This is a genomic window from Rhodococcus erythropolis R138, from assembly GCF_000696675.2.
GTDB classification, from domain to species: Bacteria; Actinomycetota; Actinomycetes; order Mycobacteriales; family Mycobacteriaceae; genus Rhodococcus_F; species Rhodococcus_F erythropolis.
Window position 1 is genome coordinate 1,095,070 of the sequence record NZ_CP007255.1, and the last position, 19,823, is coordinate 1,114,892.

At 61.4% G+C, this 19,823-nt stretch carries 20 protein-coding genes; 10 read left to right on the forward strand and 10 right to left on the reverse strand.

Annotated elements, in window-relative coordinates:
- The first annotated feature begins 28 nt into the window (after window positions 1–28).
- A complete protein-coding gene (locus H351_RS04995; protein ID WP_021345932.1) occupies window positions 29–625 on the forward strand; it encodes a CHAP domain-containing protein in 597 nt (198 codons plus the stop codon).
- Here H351_RS04995 and H351_RS05000 read toward each other — a convergent pair.
- Window positions 616–1,380, reverse strand: a complete 765-nt coding sequence (locus tag H351_RS05000; protein WP_029256565.1) for an acyl-[acyl-carrier-protein] thioesterase — start codon at window positions 1,378–1,380, stop codon at window positions 616–618. The genes H351_RS04995 and H351_RS05000 overlap by 10 nt on opposite strands.
- 128 nt (window positions 1,381–1,508) lie before the next feature.
- Here H351_RS05000 and H351_RS05005 point away from each other — a divergent pair, with 128 nt between their 5' ends.
- The 3 genes from H351_RS05005 (at window position 1,509) to H351_RS05015 (ending at window position 3,147) form a co-directional block, all read left to right on the forward strand.
- Complete coding sequence (locus tag H351_RS05005) at window positions 1,509–1,853, forward strand: ArsR/SmtB family transcription factor (RefSeq protein WP_029256564.1); 345 nt, start codon at window positions 1,509–1,511, stop codon at window positions 1,851–1,853.
- Window positions 1,844–2,524, forward strand: a complete 681-nt coding sequence (locus tag H351_RS05010; protein ID WP_021333365.1) for a cation efflux transmembrane domain-containing protein — start codon at window positions 1,844–1,846, stop codon at window positions 2,522–2,524. Before H351_RS05005 ends, H351_RS05010 begins: the two co-directional genes overlap by 10 nt.
- Before the next feature lie 206 nt (window positions 2,525–2,730).
- Window positions 2,731–3,147 (forward strand): DUF7144 family membrane protein, encoded by a 417-nt coding sequence (locus tag H351_RS05015; protein WP_020909554.1) that lies wholly within the window; start codon window positions 2,731–2,733, stop codon window positions 3,145–3,147.
- A 112-nt stretch (window positions 3,148–3,259) separates the two neighbouring features.
- Here the strand turns inward: H351_RS05015 and H351_RS05020 are convergent, their stop codons facing one another.
- Window positions 3,260–3,472, reverse strand: a complete 213-nt coding sequence (locus H351_RS05020) for a hypothetical protein (RefSeq protein ID WP_078377385.1) — start codon at window positions 3,470–3,472, stop codon at window positions 3,260–3,262.
- 257 nt (window positions 3,473–3,729) lie between these two features.
- Here H351_RS05020 and H351_RS05025 point away from each other — a divergent pair, with 257 nt between their 5' ends.
- The 3 genes from H351_RS05025 to H351_RS05035 are packed head-to-tail and all read left to right on the forward strand — an operon-like array spanning window position 3,730 to window position 6,815.
- Window positions 3,730–4,389 (forward strand): GAP family protein, encoded by a 660-nt coding sequence (locus tag H351_RS05025; protein WP_019745852.1) that lies wholly within the window; start codon window positions 3,730–3,732, stop codon window positions 4,387–4,389.
- Between the two features lie 15 nt (window positions 4,390–4,404).
- Window positions 4,405–5,118, forward strand: coding sequence for a GAP family protein (locus tag H351_RS05030; protein WP_019745851.1), 714 nt, complete (start codon window positions 4,405–4,407; stop codon window positions 5,116–5,118).
- The gene (locus tag H351_RS05035; RefSeq protein ID WP_019745850.1) at window positions 5,115–6,815 is read left to right on the forward strand and encodes a SulP family inorganic anion transporter; all 1,701 of its coding nucleotides are present in this window, start codon (window positions 5,115–5,117) and stop codon (window positions 6,813–6,815) included. The genes H351_RS05030 and H351_RS05035 overlap by 4 nt, the downstream gene beginning before the upstream one ends.
- Here H351_RS05035 and H351_RS05040 read toward each other — a convergent pair.
- From H351_RS05040 to H351_RS05060, 5 genes are all read right to left on the reverse strand, one after another.
- Window positions 6,807–7,628 carry a hypothetical protein gene (locus tag H351_RS05040; protein WP_020909552.1) on the reverse strand — a complete coding sequence of 274 codons (822 nt, stop codon included), beginning with the start codon at window positions 7,626–7,628 and terminating at the stop codon, window positions 6,807–6,809. The genes H351_RS05035 and H351_RS05040 overlap by 9 nt on opposite strands.
- 14 nt (window positions 7,629–7,642) lie before the next feature.
- Window positions 7,643–10,357, reverse strand: a complete 2,715-nt coding sequence (locus tag H351_RS05045; RefSeq protein ID WP_029256563.1) for a winged helix-turn-helix domain-containing protein — start codon at window positions 10,355–10,357, stop codon at window positions 7,643–7,645.
- Window positions 10,358–10,534: 177 nt separating this feature from the next.
- Entirely contained in the window at window positions 10,535–11,497 is a 963-nt protein-coding gene (locus H351_RS05050) for an asparaginase (RefSeq protein ID WP_029256562.1), read from the reverse strand.
- Window positions 11,498–11,512: 15 nt separating this feature from the next.
- The gene (locus H351_RS05055; RefSeq protein WP_029256561.1) at window positions 11,513–12,958 is read right to left on the reverse strand and encodes an amino acid permease; all 1,446 of its coding nucleotides are present in this window, start codon (window positions 12,956–12,958) and stop codon (window positions 11,513–11,515) included.
- A complete protein-coding gene (locus H351_RS05060) occupies window positions 12,958–14,397 on the reverse strand; it encodes an aspartate ammonia-lyase (protein WP_020971190.1) in 1,440 nt (479 codons plus the stop codon). Before H351_RS05060 ends, H351_RS05055 begins: the two co-directional genes overlap by 1 nt.
- 216 nt (window positions 14,398–14,613) lie before the next feature.
- On the opposite strand from H351_RS05060, the gene H351_RS05065 reads away from it, so the two are divergent.
- Complete coding sequence (locus H351_RS05065) at window positions 14,614–15,324, forward strand: FadR/GntR family transcriptional regulator (RefSeq protein ID WP_019745844.1); 711 nt, start codon at window positions 14,614–14,616, stop codon at window positions 15,322–15,324.
- A complete protein-coding gene (locus tag H351_RS05070) occupies window positions 15,321–16,082 on the forward strand; it encodes an ankyrin repeat domain-containing protein (RefSeq protein ID WP_029256560.1) in 762 nt (253 codons plus the stop codon). The genes H351_RS05065 and H351_RS05070 overlap by 4 nt, the downstream gene beginning before the upstream one ends.
- On the opposite strand, the gene H351_RS05075 is transcribed toward H351_RS05070, so the two are convergent.
- Window positions 16,043–17,014 carry a helix-turn-helix domain-containing protein gene (locus H351_RS05075; RefSeq protein ID WP_037119924.1) on the reverse strand — a complete coding sequence of 324 codons (972 nt, stop codon included), beginning with the start codon at window positions 17,012–17,014 and terminating at the stop codon, window positions 16,043–16,045. The genes H351_RS05070 and H351_RS05075 overlap by 40 nt on opposite strands.
- Window positions 17,015–17,182: 168 nt before the next feature.
- On the opposite strand from H351_RS05075, the gene H351_RS05080 reads away from it, so the two are divergent.
- Window positions 17,183–17,989 (forward strand): alpha/beta fold hydrolase, encoded by an 807-nt coding sequence (locus H351_RS05080; protein ID WP_029256558.1) that lies wholly within the window; start codon window positions 17,183–17,185, stop codon window positions 17,987–17,989.
- Between the two features lie 30 nt (window positions 17,990–18,019).
- Here H351_RS05080 and H351_RS05085 read toward each other — a convergent pair whose 3' ends face one another.
- Both H351_RS05085 and H351_RS05090 read right to left on the reverse strand, forming a co-directional pair.
- Window positions 18,020–19,210 (reverse strand): lipid-transfer protein, encoded by a 1,191-nt coding sequence (locus H351_RS05085; protein WP_020909545.1) that lies wholly within the window; start codon window positions 19,208–19,210, stop codon window positions 18,020–18,022.
- A complete protein-coding gene (locus H351_RS05090) occupies window positions 19,207–19,683 on the reverse strand; it encodes a Zn-ribbon domain-containing OB-fold protein (protein WP_019745839.1) in 477 nt (158 codons plus the stop codon). Before H351_RS05090 ends, H351_RS05085 begins: the two co-directional genes overlap by 4 nt.
- Between the last annotated feature and the right edge of the window lie 140 nt (window positions 19,684–19,823).

Here is a 19,823-nt window from a genome sequence, read left to right on the forward strand (position 1 = left end):
TTCTCGGCAGGCTGGCACACTCGTAAGGGTGAGTCCTGCCGAACCCAACCGTCGCCGCCGTATCTTGCTCTGGATTGCCGGGGTGCTCGGCGTCGTGATCGTGGTCGGGGCGGTTGTCGTCGCGGTCGCGCCTTCGCGGTATCTGCCCTGGGACACTGCCGAGTTCCCGACGGTCGATGCCAGTTCGGTGACTGCGGACCAGGCTCGAGTGCTCGAACTGCTGCAATCCGAGCACGAGCGGGACCGTCCGGGCACTTTCTATTCCGACGGTATCGACGAAGAATGGTGCGCCGATTTTGTCAGCTGGATCATGAGGGAAGCGGGTAGACCGTTGTCGAACCCGAACTCCGGAAGCTGGCGTATCCCGGGGGTGTACACCCTGCAGGAGTACTACCAGGGGATCGGCGCTTACGCCGAGAACGGCAGCGGGTACACCCCGAGCGTGGGTGATGTGGTGATCTACGACAGTTCGAGATGGGTAGGTCAGCACACCAACATCGTTGTGGCAGTGGACGGTGACTCGGCGATCACGGTCGGCGGCAACGAGTTCGGCAAGGTGCGGGTCCATGATCTTCACTGGCAATCCGACTCCGCCGTCGTGGGGTTCGGAAAACTTCACCCCTGATCGCTGTGGTTCGAGGTCAGGGCAAACCATCGAGCGGATGCACGTGCCTCGCCGCCGGCGTCGATGTGCAGCGTGTTCGTGCCGGTTCGCACGCTCACCTGCTCACCTCTCTTGACGGGCTGGGTGTACTCGAGGATCGCGCGAAAGGGTTCGCTTCGTAATTTTTCAGGCAGTGCATCTTCCACGGGTTGCCAGTAGATCGCGTTGTTCACGTGATCGAAAGGGTCGAAATCGCTCGAGCGCAACGGGAATGGAGAATCCGCGTAATCGTCGGTGTCGGGGTCGATCCACCGACGCCAGTGAAGATGCTCGTCCACGGCCGTCGATGCCAGGGCAGCGGTGAACTTTTCACTGATGGTTGCCGGCATTCCGGTTTTCGGGTCGATGTTGATCCAGAATGCCTCGGTCTCGATCAATCCACCGCTGTCGGACCTGATCCGAACCCGCATCGAACACCACTTGCTGGAGAGTCCGGAACACCAGCGCTGCAGATGAACTCGATCCGGCCAGACGACGGGTTCGAGTACGTCGATCACCGTCCTTCGCACCATCCACAGCGGGTGTGTATCCATGGCGCCGCGGTCGACGAGATTGTCGAAGCCCGCGTCTTGGAGGTAGCGCGCGATCGCGTCGAGGCGCAGTTGCTTGTCGGTGTGGATGTCGCCCGTACGCACCGGCCAGGAGACCTGGAAGATGCTTCCGGTTGTCGGTAGTTCGGCCATCGCTACGTGATCGTCGACTTTTGTACGGTTCATCGGATGTGGACTCCCGGTGTTCGCTTATCCGGTCGGGTGGCTTCACGCTTGCGTTACCCGATGGAGGGATCTTGAACCATCTGAGTTCACTGTTTTCTGAATACAGATTTCGATGTACTGTTCTACGTATGGATGTCGAGGGCGTAGATGTGGTGACCAACGTGGCGGTGCTTGCGAGGTTCGGGCATGCCTTGTCCGACGAGACTCGGACACGGATACTGCTCGAACTGAAAACCGGCCCTCGGTATCCGTCCGACCTCGCTGAAACACTGGCTGTGACCAGGCAGAAGCTGTCCAATCATCTGGCTTGTCTGCGCGGTTGTGGCTTGGTAGTGGCCGTCCCGGAAGGGCGCCGGACCAGATACGAACTCGCCGACGCACATATCGGTCAGGCCCTCGACGACCTGCTCGGGGTCGTACTCGCGGTGGATCCGTCGTACTGCCCGGACAGTGAATCAGAAGGATGCTGCTGATGGTTGCGCCCGTTGACGGTGGCGGCCTCTCGACTGCCCGGCGTGCGCTCTTGTCGAGACGAATTCGCATCTTCGTGGCGATCACGATCAGCTACAACGTCGTCGAAGCGATCATTGCGCTGGCGGAGGGCACGCGGGTGTCGTCCGCAGCACTGTTCGGTTTCGGCCTCGATTCGGTGATCGAAGTGTCCTCGGCGGCAGCGGTTGCCTGGCAGTTCTCGGCTCCGGATCCGACGAGCCGTGAGAAGACGGCACTGCGAGTGATCGCATTCTCGTTCTTCGGGCTCGCTGCGTACGTCTCGTTCGACGCGATTCGGTCGCTGTTCGGTCTGGGTGAAGCGCAGCACACGAGCGTCGGAATAGTATTGGCTGCAGTGAGTTTGGCGATCATGCCGGCTCTGTCCTATGCGCAACGCCGAGCAGGTAGGGAGTTGGGGTCGCTTTCGGCGGTCGCGGATTCGAAGCAGACGCTGCTCTGCACCTACCTTTCTGCGGTCTTGCTGGTCGGTTTGCTGCTCAACTCGGTGCTCGGCTGGTCGTGGGCGGACCCGATTGCGGCACTGGTGATCGCCGTCATCGCCGTGAAGGAAGGCATCAACGCGTGGAAGGGTGATCCGTGCTGCCCGGTTGTGACGGTGCCCGAGAGCGGTGACGAGTGCGACTGCTGCTGAGTGAGCACAGGTTCAGTTGAGTGAACACCGTCTGCAGCGCGTCGGAGAGGGTGCTCACTCGGTGAAAGGGGTGCTCGGTTAGGTTTGCGACGCCGACAAGCGGGTACGGGTCGGTGACCTGCGGTTCATCCGCGACGGGTGATGTTTTCGCTTCCCAGCCCCTCGAGACTGAGTATGGGAAGTGCATTCTGTCGAAAGGAACGCTGATGACTGCTCCACCGCGGGAACCCGCGAATCACCCTGTCCGGCAGGGTTTCGCGGTAGGTACGACGTTTGCAGCAGCAATTCTGCTGCTCACCGCAGGCATTGTCGCTCTGCTTCAGGGCATTGCGGCGGTCGCCGACAACAATCTGTTTGTCGTGGGTATCAACTACACGTACAAGTTCGACATCACGACGTGGGGCTGGATCCACATCATCTTGGGCATCATCGGAATCGTGGTGGCTCTCGGCCTCTTCACCGGTGCAGTGTGGGCCAGGGCGGCGGCGATAGTCATTGCGTCGCTCTCGATCATCGCCAACTTCTTGTGGATGCCGTACTACCCGCTGTGGTCGATCCTGGTCATCGCGCTCGACGTCGTTGTGATCTGGGCCGTCGCGACCTGGGACACAGACAGAGTCTAGGCGCCGAACAACTCGAGAGCAGTTGGTCCCGACCGAATCGACTCGGTCGGGACCATCGCTCGTGCGCGGGGGACGATCCGACGGAGGGCCGGCTCGGATCAGTCGGCTCGGATCAGTCTGGGAGCCTTCGTAGTTCGGCTACGGTCAAGCCGAGGGAGTCGAGGCGGGCCATGATGCTTCGCATAGCAGTGTGATCCGCGACGGGCCCGTACAAACTGGTGAATCCGCCGGCTGCACTGGCAACGCTGAGTTCGGGAAACGCCGCTTTGACGCGGTCCGACACTTCGCCGTCGATGAGGAATTGATACCGAGTGGGAGCATTCATCAGTGTCCGCTCCATTTCGTAGGGCCATGAGGTTCGGTCAGTACCGCGTCGAGCCTCGAAATCACGTGTCGTCAGGGGCAATCGGCGTCGCCGCTCGATCCAGGACTCCGTATCCGTGAGATCCAGTCTTGCTCCCACACGCTCCCGAGGCGTCATCCCCAACGGGTGAATGTCATCGCGGCTCCGTTCATCCCTTTTGTGTGAGGCTGCGAAGGAACGTCACCCCTAGTGTCGACCGGGAGAGAGAAGAGGTCGGCATGGGATCTGTCATCGGGGATCTTCTACCCTTAGCGGTCGGTGTTGCGGTATCGCCCATCCCGATCATCGCGGCGATCTTGATGTTGTTGTCCAAGCGAGCCGGTAGCACCAGCGTCGGATTCGCCCTGGGCTGGATACTCGGAATAGTTGTCGCCACTGTGATCTTCGTGCTCCTGTCCAGCAAGCTCGGCGACTCCGAAGGCGATCCCTCTGCGACGGTGTCGTGGATCAAGCTGGCGTTGGGTGTGTTGCTGCTTGCGTTCGGAGTGAAGCAATGGCGTGGGCGCGGTGGCGAGCATGAAACCCCGAAGTGGATGCAAGCTATCGACGACATGACCGCTGCCAAGGGCCTCGGCTTGGGCTTCGCGCTGGCAGCGATCAATCCGAAGAATCTGATGATGTGTATCGCGGCTGGAATCTCGATCGGCTCTGCGTCATTGGGCTCCGGCGAAGTAGTCGTCGCGGTTCTGGTTTTCACCATCATCGCTGCCTCGACAGTGTGCGTGCCCGTGATCGGTTACCTCGTTGCCGCGGAGCGACTGCGCGGTCCGCTGGCCAAGCTGAAGGTGTGGTTGCAGGACAACAATGCCACTGTGATGAGTGTGTTGATCCTGGTTATCGGTGTTGTTCTCATCGGTAAGGGCATCGGCGGTCTCTGACAACGGGAGGTAGTTATGGGATCGCTGCTACTGCAACAGATCCCGCTGGCACTCGGTATCATCATGAGCCCGCTGGCGGTTGTCGCCGTTGTCGCCGTGCTCTTTTCCGAACGAGCGCGTCTCAACAGCATCGCGTATCTGATCGGGTGGTATCTCGGAATAGTTGTCGCCCTGGCCGGGTCGTACATCATCTTGACCGCACTCCAAGTTCATCAGAGAACACACCCACCGCTGTGGGTGCCCATCCTCCACCTCGTTCTCGGCGTGACGTTGCTCGCGGGTGCCTGGTTCGTCTACACGCGTAGTCGGCGCGGAGTGCAGGCGATGGCGGCTGCAGTGGCTCCGGGAGATGTTGTCGCGGCGGCCCCTCAACTGCCGAAAATGCTCCAGTCGGTAGAACACTTCCAGCCGATGCGATCGGGTGTGCTCGGGTTCGCGCTGTTCGTTCTCAATCCCATCGACATGTCCTGTGCGATTGCCGCTGCCATGAACTTTCGCCTCAGCACCGTGGCGCCGACGTCGCAGATCGTCTCGGCCGTGATCTTTTCTCTGGTGTCCGTGACCTCGGTCGCCGTGCCTGTCGCCCTTCTCCTGATCAAGAAGGAGGAGGCCACCGAACCGCTGCAGAAGATCCGCACCTGGATAGCCACCAACACGCACTTGCTGAACGTCGGGCTCCTCGTCCTGATCGCGGCGATGCAGATCAGTAAAGGGGTGCAAGGGCTATGAGTGCTCCGCACACACGGACGTGGTGGGTCTTCGGATCACTGTCCGACTATCAGCGAGGCTGGCTTCGCCCAGACATCATCGCGGGCCTCACGGTGTGGGCTGTCCTTGTCCCGGAAGCGCTCGCGTACGCCACCATCGCCGGAGTTCCGCCGGTGGTCGGGCTCTATGCTGCAGTTCCGTCACTGATTCTGTATGCAGCAGCTGGTAGTTCGCGGCATCTGATCGTCGGACCGATGTCGGCCACTGCCGCGTTGTCCGCGGCGATGATCGCGCCACTGGCGTCGGGAGACGACACCAGATTTGTCGCGTTGTCGGTCGGGCTCGCGATCGTGACCGGACTCGTCGGATTGCTCGCAGGATTCATGCGCCTCGGATTCATCGCATCCTTCATCTCCGAGCCGGTTCTCAAGGGATTCATAGTCGGTTTGGCGCTCACGATCATCATCGGTCAAGTACCCAAACTCCTGGGCGTGGACAAGGGCGAGGGGAACTTCTTCGTCCAGGCGTGGACGGTGATCAAGGAACTTGGCGAGGTCGACGGTCCGACGGTGGTCATCGGATTGCTCAGCTTGGCAATGGTTCTGGGAGTCAAGCGATGGCTCCCGCTCGTGCCAGGTTCGCTTCTGGTTGTGTTACTGGGGATTACCGCAGTGGCGCTGTTCGGACTCGACGACCGTGGCATCGACATCGTCGGACACATCGATTCGGGCTTGCCGACTATGGGCCTGCCGAGTGGAGTAGGAGCCGAGGACTACCTCGACCTAGTGGGGCCGGCCGTCGGTGTTCTACTCATCGGTTTCGCCGAAGGTCTCGGCGCTGCAAAGACATACGCGGCGAAGGCCGGATACACGATCGACGCCAATCGGGAACTGGTAGGACTGGGGGCCGCCAATCTCGGATCGGGCATCTGCTCGGGAATGGTGGTCAACGGCAGCCTCTCGAAGACGGCTGTCAACGGGGGAGCGGGTGCCAAATCACAGGTCAGCGGTTTGGTGGTCGCCGCATTGACGCTGCTGACACTGCTGTTCCTGACTGGGTTGTTCGAGAAACTACCGGAAGCGACACTATCGGCGGTGGTGATCGCCGCAGTGATCGAACTAGTGGATTTCTCTTCTCTCGCAGCGCTGTACCGGGTCTGGACGAAGCGATTGGGCAGCATCTACGGGCACGCCGCTCGGGCCGATTTCGCCGCCGCTGTCGCGGCGATGTTCGGAGTTCTCCTGTTCGATACCTTGCCCGGTCTGATCATCGGAATTGTCGTCTCGATGCTGCTGCTCCTGTATCGAGTCTCCAAACCGCACGTGGCCGCTCTGGCCAAGGACGGCACGCGCTGGGTCGACACCAGCAGCCATCCTGATCTGAGGACACTCGACGGCGTCGTGGTGGTCAGGGTCGAATCCGGACTCTTCTTCGCGAATGCCGATCACGTGCGTGATCAGATCACCGGCATGGTGACTACCGGGACCACGACGGTCATTCTCGACGCCGAGACTTCACCGTTCATCGACGTCAGCGCGGCCCAGATGTTGGCTCAGCTTCGAGATTCGTTGGCTCGCAAGAATGTGAGCTTCCGGGTGGCCCGCGACATCGGTCAGTTCCGCGATGTCTTGTCCGGGGCCGACGAGGGTGCGCTGAAGGTCGACGTCTATCCGACCGTCTCGCAGGCACTCGAGGGCCGGGACAACACTTCAGCGTGAGGTCCGCAGCCAGATTCCCAGTGGCCCCGCATCTTTTGCGACCGATCCGACGATCGACGACGCGACCACCACGATGGCAGAGAAGATGAACAGCCACCCGATCACGGTGAACATCACGCCGAGAAGGCCGAACTCGTCCTGAGACGTCTTGGTCATCCGCGGCAGGAAAAGAGTGCCGGCCACGTGCAGTCCGGTCAGACCCGTCGCAGTGAGCAAGCCGGACCCGACACACATACGAGTGGTCATGCGATTGGCGGTCAACAGCATGGGCACGGCAGTCCAGACCAGTGCCCACACTGCGTAGACCGCAACAAATTCCAAGAGACTGCCCACTCTCGGAACGGCATTCAGTTCGCGGCACAGCGCAGCACCGACCACTGACGCGGCGACGACGAACACGACCGCGATCCACCGCCATGCCTGGCGAAGTGTCGCTGTCGGCACACTCCAGATTCGTCCGTACATCCGGCCAAGGGCGCGAGCGTAGGACGTGGAACTGATCAACAGCATGAGCAGGCCGACAATGCCGAACGCGGCCGCAGTGGAGGTGTCGGTCATCACGGCGTCGGGAAGCTGCACCCCGAGGTCGTCTCTGGCGACATCGGCCAAGGGCTTCAGCTTTTCCAGGGTGGACGCTGCGATCATCACCGGCAGCAAGGACGTGAACGCCTGGGCTGCCAAAGTCATGGCGCTGTCGACGAGTCCGACTTCGAAGACGTCGATCGTCGCGTCGGTAGCCAACCGTCGGCTCGGCGTGCGTCTCGCCCAGACGGTCATTCGATCGCGCGTATCGGAGTACAACTTCGGGGGCATGGAAGCAGTCTTGCTCAGATGAGTCCGCCGCGACGCGCAGCCTTGAGTGCGTCGCGTCGGTTACTTACTTCCAACTTCCGATAGATCCCGCGTAGATGCGTCTTGATGGTGTTGACGGACAGGAACAGCGTGTCGGCGATCGACTCGGTGGTGTCTCCCGAGGCCAGTTCGCGCAGCACGGTGTATTCGCCCGGTGTGAGGATCGGTGCACTCACCAGCTCTTGTGGACGAATGCGGTTGCGTACCTGTTCGGCAAAAGCTTCCTGATCGCCGAAGTGCCCACTGAACTCGTCGAAGATCGGACGCAGTGACGCGCCGTAGTCGAGGAAAGGTCGCAACAGCCCACCGGTTTCTGCGGCTCGCAGGGCTTTGTGCAGCGAACGAAACGACTTGCGCTCGTGACCGGTGGCAGCGTGGATCCCAGCCTCGAGTGTCCAGGCGTAGACGGTGTGGGCGAGCACAGGCTCTTCGGTGGATCCGAGGGCTTCGGAAACCTCGACGAGTGCTTCTGCGAACTTGTTGGACGAGAAAGCCACGGCAGCTCGCGCCAGGTGTATCTCGGAAGTCTCGCCGAACTGATCAGCCGCATCGCGCACGAGTCGGCCCGCCCATTCCACTTCGCCGACCGACAGGCATGCGTTCACGACCGGTGGGAGTAGGGCAAGAGTCGCCAATGAGAAGGTGCGCAGTGCGATCGCGCTGAGCATCGCATCGCGGACGTCGGCAGCGGTCGACCGTCGATCGGCCGCGTCGCCGAGACTGTGGAGCCCGAACGTGACGACGGTGTGCCACCCGAATGCCGGGACGCTGGCGCCGAGAACATCTGTGCTCCGGTAGTTTCCGATAGTCGGTATGCGGTACGGAAGTTCGCTGGTGGCGCAGAGATATGCAGCGAAGGCCACCACGGACGCGGACAACTCGTACTCCGCCGTCGTTGTGATTCGGTGTTCGACCGCGTAGTCGATGGCGTAGGTGGAGTGTGCCCTCATCGCCTCGATGTCCCCGCTGAGTGAGGCGACAAATCCTAGCCCGGTCAGTGCCTTCAGTACGAATCGCGACCTGCCACGTAGTGTTCCGAGCGCGACCGCCTGGGTGTATTCGACAGTTGCCCTGTCGAACTCGCGTTTGAGTAAGAGGGCCGTCGCTACCTCGAGGTGAGCGTAGGCCTCGACGTCCGAGTGAGTGCTGTTCTGACGCCGCACCAGGCGCGAAACCAATGGATTGTTGTCGGAAGTTGTTGAAGCACAGGATATTTCCAGACTCATGGCCAGGAACAGTGGCTCGTCCGCAATAGGCGGATGAGTTGCCTCGAGGAGATCGAGGCACGTTGTCGCAGAGGTCATGTCACCGGAATGGAGGGCGGCCGCAGCCAGGACCAGGCGGGTGATCGGAGATTCGGAGACCTGCGTCGGTGCGGATTCGAGCACTCGGACGACGTCTCCGCTGTGCCCGTCGAGTACGAGGCCCAGTCCGCAGCGCTCGAGAAAAGCGAGGATGCGGCACGGGTCGCCGATCGACACCTCGAGTTCGAGCGCCTCGAGTTCGAAGTGATGACTCTCGAACCAGGTTGCTGCTCGAAGGTGCGCGCGATTTCTCTCCTCGCGATCGACCCGGCGGAACTCTGCGCGGAGGTGTTCGAGGAGAAGGGGGTGGTAGCTGAACCACGTGGTGTGGTCAGCGGAGTCGGTCCGCGTCACGGGGAAGTTGTATTGAATCAGAGCGTCGATCTCGGACCGCGCATTCGAATCGGTCAACGTTTCTGCGAGTTGAGCAGAGAACGAATCGACGACGGATGTCCGCAACATGAATGTCGTGACATGCTCGGGCAAGGATGTCAGGACCTCGTCGACGAGGAAGTCGGCGATCGGGCGGGGCGTATGGGTGAACTCGTTCAATGCATTACCGATGTCGCTCCGGCCTGCCAGGAACGCTGCGGTCAGGCGAACAACAGCGCCCCACCCCTTGGTGAAGTTCTCGACGATTGCGAGCTCGTCGTCGCCGAGGGCGATGTCGTATTCGCCGAACATCGCAGTGATCTCGGTGCGGTCGAAGGCGAGATCGGTGGATGCGAAGCGAGTGAGTCGGCCATCGAGCGCGAGACGATGCCAGGTGAGCGGAGGTTCGTATCGAGCAGCGACGATGATCGACAGATTGTCCGGGGTGTGCGTGAGTATCTGGTCGAGAAGACCGATCGACATCGGATCGTGGAGTGTGTGAACGTCGTCGAGGATCAGCGTCGTTCGGCGATCGTGAGCTTCGACGGTTTCCGCGAAGTGCGCGAGCCACTGTTCGACGGGTCGTCTCGATCCCGCCTGTGCCGGGAACCCTTGCCCGGTGGGCGCGCGACCGGCCGGGTCGAGAGGCGTCGAGATGGCCTCGGCGAGGGATTCGCACAGCACCGACACGTTGTTGTCGCGCTCGGCCAACGTCAGCCAGGCGAGGTCCACGTCAGGGGACGCCCGCGAATACTCACGAGCCCAATTCGCCAGCAGCAGGGTCTTTCCCGCTCCGGCCGGTGCAGAAAGCAGCCCGACGGACCCGGGCCCCGAGCCCTCGGTAGTGGTGGACGCGGTGAGTTTCTGGTGCAACCGGGGACGTGGAACCAGTCCCTTGATTGCAGAGGGTGGGTGAAAGCGCCCGCTGACAGGCGCGTCCGACGCGTGAGTGTGCCCGACGCGGTGAGACGCGTCGAGCGTCACTGCAGCGGCATCACGAAATGGGCTGCTCATCCGACTCCTGTTCGACTGGCTGCACTGGACGTGACCGCTGGATCGACATACGTAACGAGTTAGATGATGTGAAACTACCCAATTCGGACACTTGTTAAGCGTCCGAATCAAAAGATTCGGACCAAAGTCCCTGATTTAGCGAGGGGTGCATTCGAACTACGAACGGCGTCGCCAGTGCTACCGCCTGAACGGCGGGGTGCGAGCAAACCTCGAATATCGGTCGAATGCCTTTTCCAGGCCCACGAGATCCGGATCTGACAACAAGGCCGCCAGAAGTACACGTGCTTGCCCGGCCCGAAGATCGGTGGAAAATACAGCGCCTGCGGCGATCAAGTCGTGGCCGCCGCCACCACCTCCGTAAACCGGGGAGATTGGCCCCGAGGGCACACGAGTTGTCACGACCACCGGAATGTGAGCGCCTACGCAGTCTCGGACGGCCTCGACGATCGTCGGATTGGCATTTCCCGAACCGAGTCCGTCGAGAACGAGTCCATTTGCCCCGGCGCTCACGCAAGCGTCGATCTGTACGCGGTCTGCCCCGGGATACACGGCGATGATGTCGACGCGGGTGTTCGAAATCGGATGCCACGGCAATGGTTCGGGAGTGCGCAGCAGGGCCGGATCGATGCGCAAGGAGTGGAAGGCATCAAGTGCCGTCGTGTCGGCCTTTCGCGTACCTGCTGCCGGGTGGACCGAACCGCCGAAGGCGATGAGGACACCACGTCCCTGCGACGAGATGTCGAGTCCGGCCGCGATCGCCGCGGCCAGATTCGAACGAGCGTCGGACTCGGGATGGTCGAAAGTGCGCTGCGCCCCGGTGAAGACCACCGGACGTCGGTCGTCGTGATGCAGGTCCAACAAGAACGCAGTTTCCTCCATCGTGTCGGTGCCGTGAAGCACGACCACCGCGTCGAGTCCAGGATCCTTCAATTCGTCGGCTACGGCGTCGCGAACACGATCCATGTCCGCGAAGGTCATGCTCGAACTGTCCTTCGACATCACGTCCACGACTCGAAGATCGATGTCGGTCTGCTCATTGCCGAGCAGATCTGCACCGGTGATTGCGGGCCGACTGATTCCGTGCGCATCTCGGGTGCTGGCGATGGTGCCACCAGTGGTGACGACTGCGACTTTCGACACTGAGGTCCTTTCACGTCAAGCTGCGGGTCGATGGATGGCCAACTCGCGAATGCGATTCCTGGCGCCGTACCAACCAATCATCAACAGCGGTGCGATGATCGCGATGGAGCCGACGGTCCATGTTCCAACAGGGTTGTCGAATGCCATCAATACGATAACGACCGCAAGAAAAACCAGTGTCGCGATCCCGGTGTACGGTGCGCCGAATATGCGGAAGGGAGGGCGGGTGACTTTGCCTTGTTTCGCAAGTTGCCAGAGCTTCAACTGGCACAACACTATGACTGCCCACGCACTGATGATGCCGAGGGCTGCAAGATTGAGGACTATTTCGAAGGCTTGCGCTGGGACAACAGCATTGAGCCCGACGCCGAACAGGATGACCACGCCGGTGAGTGCGATTCCCCCGTACGGCACTCCGGCTTTGTTCATTTTGGCAGCGAAGGCAGGCGCCGAGCCTGCCATCGCCATCGAATGGAGTATTCGTCCGGTCGAATACAATCCGGCGTTGAGGGAAGACAAGGCTGCCGTGAGAACGACCAGATTCATGATCGCATCCGCGCCTTGGATGTTGATCGAACCGAAGAATGTGACGAATGGACTTTCACCGGCGTGGTACTCCGTGTACGGGAGCAACAGCGAGAGCAGTAGTACCGATCCCACGTAGAAGACGAGGATCCGAATGATCACTGTGTTGATTGCCTTGGGTATCACCTTCCGGGGATTTTCGGTCTCTCCGGCCGTGGTTCCCACGAGTTCAATTGAAGCGTAAGCGAACACGACGCCTTGAATCACCACGACTGCCGGCAGTATTCCGTTGGGGAACAGCCCGCCATTGTCGGTGATCAGGCTGAATCCGGAGGAATGCCCTTCGATGGGCGTGCCGAAGAGTACGAAATAGACACCGAACCCGAGGAATGCGGTCAACGCAACGACCTTGATCAACGCGAACCAGAACTCCAGCTCTCCGAAGACTTTCACGGACACCAGATTCAGTCCGAGAACCAACACCACCGCGATCAGAGCGAACATCCACTGATCGATGTGCCCCAGCGGCGCCCAGTACTTCTTGAAGAAGTTCATGTACAACGCCACAGCCGTGACATCGACCACGGCAGTCATTGCCCAGTTCATCCAGTACAGCCAACCCGCAGCGAAAGCCATCTTCTCGCCGAAGAATTCGCGTGCGTAGGAAACGAAGGATCCCGAAGTCGGTCGGTGCATCACCAGTTCGCCGAGTGCCCTCAGGATCAGGAACGCGAAGAACCCGCACAGCGCGTAAACGAGAACCAAGGCCGGGCCCGCCTGTTGGAGTCGCCCTCCCGCACCCATGAAAAGGCCTGTTCCGATCGCACCACCGATCGCGATCATCTGAATCTGTCTGGGGCCGAGTGCCTTCTGATATCCGAGATCCTCTTCGGCGGCAACCTCGGCGTGGGGTGTCTCTTCCCGTTCGACGGTCATCAAACCTCCTCCACAACGGCGGTAGCATGAGGCTTCTCGCCCGCAACGCGGAGATTGGCGAGATGTTCGGGGCTTAGCAACCGATCGAGTTCCTCGCGGTCGAGCAGGCCCGCTTCGATCACGAGATCGGCGACGCGACGCCCGGAAATCAACGCCTCCTGGGCAATCCGTGTGGACGCGGTATATCCGATGTAGGGATTGAGCGCAGTGACGAGGCCGATGGAGTCTTCGACTCGCGCGCGCAACAGTTCGGTGTTGGCCGTGATACCGAGTACGCACCGGTCCGCCAGAATGCGGCAAGCCGCACCGAGGTGTCGCATTCCTTCGGACAGTGAGTGCACGATGATCGGCTCGAAAGCGTTGAGTTGGAGTTGCCCGGATTCCGCAGCCATCGTAATCGTCACGTCATTGCCGATGACTTCGTACGCGACCTGATTGAGGACCTCGGGAATTACCGGATTGACCTTGCCCGGCATGATCGACGAACCTGCCTGCACCGGAGGCAGATTGATCTCGTTCAATCCGGCTCGCGGACCAGAAGAGAGCAGCCGAAGATCGTTGCACACCTTGGACAACTTCACAGCGACCCGCTTGAGTACGCCGGAGAGGTGGACGAACTGGCCCACGTCTTGGGTCGCTTCGACCAGATCCGTTGCCAACACCAGCGGCAGCCCGGTTAGTGCGCCCAGGTCGGAACAGGCCACCTCGGCGTAGCCGGCAGGTGCGTTGAGACCGGTGCCGATAGCAGTGGCGCCGAGGTTGATCTCGTGAACGAGAAGAGCAGCCTCAGCCAGGCGCGCTCGATCCTCCTCGATCATGACCGCGTAGGTGCCGAACTCCTGACCCAGAGTCATCGGCACGGCGTCCTGCAGTTGGGTGCGTCCCATCTTCACTGTGTCGGCGAACTCGAGAGATTTGGTCGTGAACGCATTCTGGAGTACACGAAGTGCATCCAGCAGGTCCTCGATCGCGAAGATCGTCGAGATGTTGACGGCCGTGGGGTAGACGTCGTTGGTCGATTGGCTCAGGTTCACGTGCTCATTGGGGTGAAGTCGTTCGTAGTCGCCGCGCCGGTGGCCGAGGATTTCCAATGCGCGATTGGCGATTACCTCGTTGGCATTCATGTTCGTCGACGTTCCGGCACCACCCTGGATGACGTCCACTACGAACTGTTCGTGCCACCGGCCGTCCACGATTTCCTTGCATGCCTGTGAGATGGCCTCGGCTCGCGGGCCATCGAGGATGCCCAGCTTCTCGTTTGCGCTGGCTGCGGCCCATTTGACGTAAGCGATGCCGCGGATCAGATGCGGGTTCGTGGCAATTGTTCGACCAGTGATCGGGAAGTTCTCCATCGCGCGCAAGGTGTGGATTCCCCAGTACGAATCGGCTGGAACTTCGCGATCGCCGAGCAGATCGTGTTCTGTTCGCGTTTCGAGCACTTGATCAATTCCTCGTGTCTCTTCGCGCAAGCATCACTCTGCGCGGTGGGTGTATTTCGGGATCGCAGCGCTGACGGACAAGTAGTAGACCCGCCCAGCTATCGGGCTATCAGGCTGTCTGACAGGTCTAATTGTTACCTCGCTCACTCCTGCACGTCAACCCGTCACCAGGTGCGATGTTTGACGCGGGACTTCGGCAGTCGCAACAATGACGGCATGAACCTGTCAGACAGCTGGGCCACCAGGCGACCAGTCGCCGCGCGGGTGAGTGCTGCCGAGGCAGTCCTCGCAGACCTTCGTGCCGCAATAGCCTCCGGCGATCTGGCAGTCGGAGAGCGTCTCCCGTCCGAAGCGTCCCTGGCCGAAAGGCACGGGGTCAGTCGATCGGTTATCCGCGAAGCCCTGCGCTCGTGCCACGCTCTCGGGCTCACCGAGACAAAATCCGGGCTCGGCACGTTCGTCGTCAGTGATTCGATAGCGCGAGACCTCGATTTCGGCAGCTATGCGGCCAACGAATTGGTCGAAGCACGGCCTCATGTCGAAATTCCGGCCGCAGGATGGGCTGCGCAACGGCACACCGCGGAGGAACTGGCAGCACTCCGCGGACTGGTACAGCAGATGCGTGACGAGGACGATCCGCTCGTATGGGTTGCACTCGACGCCCAATTTCACGGACTGATTGCAAAAGCCAGTAGGAATCGTGTCTTCGAGTCGGTAATCGTCGATATCCGTGAAGCGCTGACAAGGCAATCCGAGACACTCAATCTTGTTGCAGGTCGCCAGGAAAAGTCGAACGAGGAACACGAACGAATAGTCGAAGGAATTGCATCCGGGAGTTACGACCACGCCTCCAGGGCGATGGCCGAACACCTGGACGCCGTCAGGGTGACGCTCGAAACACTTGTCCAAGAAAGTGATTCGCTGTGACGGCGCGGACGCGCAGGTCTGTCCTCGCCTGCGCAATCTTCGCGGCATCGGTGACCGGAGCGTTGGCGGGTTGCAGTTCGTCCGACACCCCGCTGACGCCGACCACCGCGGCGTCAGCGACAACAACGGCAGCTGTACCGCCTACGGGTGTAAAGCCAGCATCGACGCCGGAATCCGAACGCACGCTCTTCGATGCTGTGGACCGCAATGATCCCGCAGCTGTTACCGCTGCCCTGACTGCCGGCGCGAACATCGAAGCGCGCGGCGAGGGCGAACGGACTCCACTCGTCGAGGCCACCAAGAACAACGCCGTCGCTGCGGCTTCTACGTTGATTCTTGCCGGAGCTGACGTGAACGCGAAGGATTCCATGCAGGATTCGGCCTTCCTGTATTCCGGAGCCGAGGGATTGAACGAGATTCTGGCATTGACACTCAGCTATGGCGCGGATGTCGACAGCGTGAACCGTTACGGCGGTACGGCTCTGATTCCCGCGAGTGAACACGCGCATGTCGAGACCGTCCGGATGCTGATTGCTGCCGGGGTACCGGTCAATCACGTCAATGATCCGGGGTGGACGGCGCTTCTCGAGGCCGTTGTGTACGGCGACGGCTCGGCGCGCTACGTCGACGTGATCACTCAGCTTCTCGACGCCGGGGCAGATCCCTCGATCCGGGATGCGTCGGGAAAGACCGCATTGGACAATGCCGAAAGCCGTGGTCAGTCAGACGTTGTGGCGTTGCTGCAATCGCGGAGCTGACGCCAACGAGTCGGGCTCAGCCCGTAGGCCTGTCGAAAGCGTCGGCTGAAGTGTCCGGCGTCGACAAATCCCGCACGGCGCGCAATGGTCGCGATGGGCAGGTCGACGGTAGCGGGTCGAGCGAGTTCGGCCCGAGCTTTCTGCAAGCGCTGGGTGATGATCCACTGCTCGAGCCGGAATTCGTTGTCCGAACAGATCTTGTACAGCTGACGCAGTGAGATGCTGTGGGCGTGGGCAATTCGTGCAGGATGCAGCGCCGGATCGTGAAGGTGTTCGCGGATGTATCGGCGGACCGATGTCAACGTGAGTGCCGATCTCGGAGCGGAGGCGTCGGGATTTGCATGCGTGATCGATGCGACCAAAGCGCGCGCCAGTTCGATCGAGGCCTCGCCCAACTGTTCGGCGGCAGGATCGGTCTCCAACTGATCGGCGCTGCGGAACAATTCACGAACGTGCGCGATCATCAAGGGGTACAGGTTGCTGTGGTGAGGTCGCGTGGCAGCGTCTCGCACGGTGTCGATCGGTAGTCCCAGCCGATCCATCGGAACGTAGAGGCACTGGGAAGCGCCCGTTCCCGTCCAGGAGAAATCGTAGGTCGACGTCAGGTCCGTCATGAGTAGTTCACCGGCCGGGACTCTGCGTTGCTCATCGCGCTGATCAAGATGGCCGATTCCGCTCTCCTGCAGGGCAATCGCGAGAACCGGCATCGACGCTGATCGCACGTGCCGCGGTGTTCTGGTCAATCGCATCCCCGTCGACTCGGAGCGGAACAGTGATGCTGCGCCCAGATTGAACACGTTCATCCGGGCGCTCACGCCCGCCGGATCCTCCAAGTGGATCGCACAGGGAACCGATGCGCGTCCCATCGCGTCGACGAAGGCGTCCGTGCGTTGGTCAGGCTCCAGCACGGAAGTATCCAGGAGCAAAGCCATGCAGCCTTGATACCCCGGGATGTGGACGCTCAACCAGAATTTGTGCACGGTGAGCCCAGAAGTCTGCACGGACAGTCACGTCCGTCGCAGCAGGTATTTCTAGGATCGAAACGGGCGTGTCCCGGCCTACCGCAGTTTCTCGCTTGCCTACGAGAGTGAAGGAAACGCATGAAGATCTCACGTGTATTCACAGCAGTTCTGGCAATGCTCATGACAGTCGCGGCCGGACTGATATTCGGTTCCGGTGCTGCGGTGGCAGGCCCCAAGCCAACTGTCGTTCTGGTTCACGGCGCCTTTGCCGACGCCACCAGTTGGGACGGCGTTGCCGCCGACCTACGCTCGCGTGGCTATCGCGTCGTGGTGCCGGACAATCCTCTGCGCGGGCCGGCTTACGACGCGTCCGTGATCGAGAAGACGGTTGCGGACATCGACGGCCCCGTCGTTCTCGTCGGGCACTCGTACGGCGGCGCGGTGATCACCAATGTCCACGATCCGAAAGTCCAGTCGCTGGTCTACATCGCGGCGTTCGGTCCGGTGGAGGGTGAGCCGGTACAGATCACGATCGACCCGATTCGATTCCCTGGCAGCCAATTGCTTCCTCCCGCTCTGGGATTGAGGATCGTCGACGATCCTCACGCGATCGGCGGGAAGAACGTCGACGGCTACGTCACGGACGAGTATTTCCATTCCGTCTTCGCTCAGGACGTTTCCGACGAGACGGCGGCAACGATGTTGGCTCATCAGAAGTCCGCCGCTTTGTGGGCGAACCTCGAACTCGGCGGGCCACCGTCGTGGGCGAACACACCGAGCTGGTATCTGGTCGCCGGTGAGGATCGCGTGATCCCAGCTTCGGCGCAGCGGTTCATGGCAAACCGGATGGGCGCGAACACCAGCGAACTCCCGACCTCCCATGCCTCGCTGGTCTCACAGCCAGGGGCAGTGGCAGACGTGATCGTGGCGGCCGCTCACGGGTGAGTGTGCGACCGCCACGAAACTAGAACAGGGTCAGGCGGAAACGATCACCGAGGAGCCGTGTCCGAACAGGCCTTGGTTGGCGGTGATACCGATGCGAGCTCCTTCGACCTGACGGCCTTCGGCTTGTCCGCGCAGCTGCCAGGTGAGCTCGCACACCTGCGCAAGTGCCTGTGCGGGAACGGCTTCGCCGAAGCACGCGAGACCACCGGACGGATTGACCGGGATGCGGCCTCCGATACTGGTGTCACCCGCACGCAGAAGGTGCTCGGCCTCGCCCCGCTTGCACAGCGCGAGGTCTTCGATCCAGTCCAGTTCCACCGAGGTAGCGAGGTCGTAGACCTCGGCGACGTCGACGTCTTCGGGAGAGATTCCGGCTTCCTCGTACGCGGCGTAGCCGATGGATTCCTTGAACGTGCGCTCCGGAGCCGGGACGGCGGAGCTGGAATCGGTGGAGAAGTTCGGCATATCCATGATCGTCTGCGGGAACGTCGGCGTGACCGTCGAAATAGCCTTGATGCGAACAGGTTCCGCGATGCCCATCTTGCGGGCGTATTCCATCGACGTCAGCAAGATTGCGGCGCCGCCGTCGGACGTCGCGCAGATGTCGAGCAAATGCAGGGGATTGGACACCACGGGGGATGCCAACACGTTCTCGACGGTGACTTCCTTGCGGTAGCGCGCATTCGGATTATTGAGCCCGTGCTTGGCGTTCTTGACCTTCACGTTGGCGAAGTCCTCCGCGGTGGCGCCGTAGAGGTCGATGCGACGACGCGCGTTGAGCGCGAAGTACGCCGGGTTGGTCATACCCATGAGGCGGAAGCGCAACCAGTCCGGGTCGTCCCAACGCTCACCGGCGACGGGAGCGAGGAAACCCTTGGGGGTGGTGTCGGCGCCGACGACCAGGGCAACTTCGCTGAGGCCGGCCAGAATTCGTGCGCGAGCGGTGTCGAGTGCCTGGGCTCCCGTCGCGCACGCTGCGTACGACGTGGCGACGCGAGCGCCGTTCCAGCCGAGTGCCTGTGCGAAGGTGGCTCCGGCGACGTATCCGCCGTAACCGTTGCGGACTGTCTCGCCGCCGACGATGAAGTCGACGTCCTGCCAATTCACACCCGAATCGGCGAGCGCGGCGCGAGCGGCGGCAACGCCGTATTTCACGAACGACTGGCCCCACTTGCCCCAGGGGTGCATACCGACACCGAGTACTGCGACGTCCTTGCTCATGACTGCGACTCCTGATCAGCTGCGGCGACAGGCTTCCAGCGCCACGTCGTACGTACTCCGGTTTCGTCGGTGTACAGCGGCTCGACAACCAATTCGACGGTATTGCCGACCTTGAGATCGTCGACGCCGAATCCGTCGGCCACCTGGCCGAGGATGACGATCCCCTCGGGCAGCTCGACTGCTGCGAGAGCAAAAGGCTCGTACGGATCCGAGCGCGGGATGTACGGCGGCGGGGGCTGGTACTGCGCGTCGGTGTACGACCAGACAGTGCCGCGGCGGGAGAGTTCCACGTCGTCGAACTCCTCGCTGAAGCAGCTCGGGTTCTTGCAGAACGTCGCCTCACGAGGGAAGGAAATGGTGCCGCAGGATTGGCACTTCGTGCCGATCAGAGCAGGTTCGTCGCCGGTGGTGAACCAACCCTCTACTGCAGGTGTCACACTCCCGTTCGGCGCCGGCGTTGCAGTCTCGCTCATGCAATCCTCATCTGGTTGGCGAGCCTGATCCGGGGGATCGTGGGCCCGCTGTGCCGCTTACTGGAACAGGTTGCAGTATTACACGATTTTGGCCGCTGACGGGCACAAATTTTCGCTGAGTGGGACGCTGCCGGAACGCA

Excerpts from the sequence above, each read along its gene's own strand:
- H351_RS05030 (WP_019745851.1), top strand. The coding sequence starts at position 4,405 with ATGGGATCGCTGCTACTGCAACAGATCCCGCTGGCACTCGGTATCATC.
- H351_RS05015 (WP_020909554.1), top strand. The coding sequence starts at position 2,731 with ATGACTGCTCCACCGCGGGAACCCGCGAATCACCCTGTCCGGCAGGGT.
- H351_RS05020 (WP_078377385.1), bottom strand. The coding sequence starts at position 3,472 with ATGAATGCTCCCACTCGGTATCAATTCCTCATCGACGGCGAAGTGTCG.
- H351_RS05075 (WP_037119924.1), bottom strand. The coding sequence starts at position 17,014 with ATGGCTTTGCTCCTGGATACTTCCGTGCTGGAGCCTGACCAACGCACG.
- H351_RS05000 (WP_029256565.1), bottom strand. The coding sequence starts at position 1,380 with ATGAACCGTACAAAAGTCGACGATCACGTAGCGATGGCCGAACTACCG.
- H351_RS05045 (WP_029256563.1), bottom strand. The coding sequence starts at position 10,357 with ATGAGCAGCCCATTTCGTGATGCCGCTGCAGTGACGCTCGACGCGTCT.
- H351_RS05055 (WP_029256561.1), bottom strand. The coding sequence starts at position 12,958 with ATGACCGTCGAACGGGAAGAGACACCCCACGCCGAGGTTGCCGCCGAA.
- H351_RS05080 (WP_029256558.1), top strand. The coding sequence starts at position 17,183 with ATGAAGATCTCACGTGTATTCACAGCAGTTCTGGCAATGCTCATGACA.
- H351_RS05085 (WP_020909545.1), bottom strand. The coding sequence starts at position 19,210 with ATGAGCAAGGACGTCGCAGTACTCGGTGTCGGTATGCACCCCTGGGGC.
- H351_RS05005 (WP_029256564.1), top strand. The coding sequence starts at position 1,509 with ATGGATGTCGAGGGCGTAGATGTGGTGACCAACGTGGCGGTGCTTGCG.
- H351_RS05090 (WP_019745839.1), bottom strand. The coding sequence starts at position 19,683 with ATGAGCGAGACTGCAACGCCGGCGCCGAACGGGAGTGTGACACCTGCA.
- H351_RS05025 (WP_019745852.1), top strand. The coding sequence starts at position 3,730 with ATGGGATCTGTCATCGGGGATCTTCTACCCTTAGCGGTCGGTGTTGCG.
- H351_RS05035 (WP_019745850.1), top strand. The coding sequence starts at position 5,115 with ATGAGTGCTCCGCACACACGGACGTGGTGGGTCTTCGGATCACTGTCC.
- H351_RS05040 (WP_020909552.1), bottom strand. The coding sequence starts at position 7,628 with ATGCCCCCGAAGTTGTACTCCGATACGCGCGATCGAATGACCGTCTGG.
- H351_RS05065 (WP_019745844.1), top strand. The coding sequence starts at position 14,614 with ATGAACCTGTCAGACAGCTGGGCCACCAGGCGACCAGTCGCCGCGCGG.
- H351_RS05010 (WP_021333365.1), top strand. The coding sequence starts at position 1,844 with ATGCTGCTGATGGTTGCGCCCGTTGACGGTGGCGGCCTCTCGACTGCC.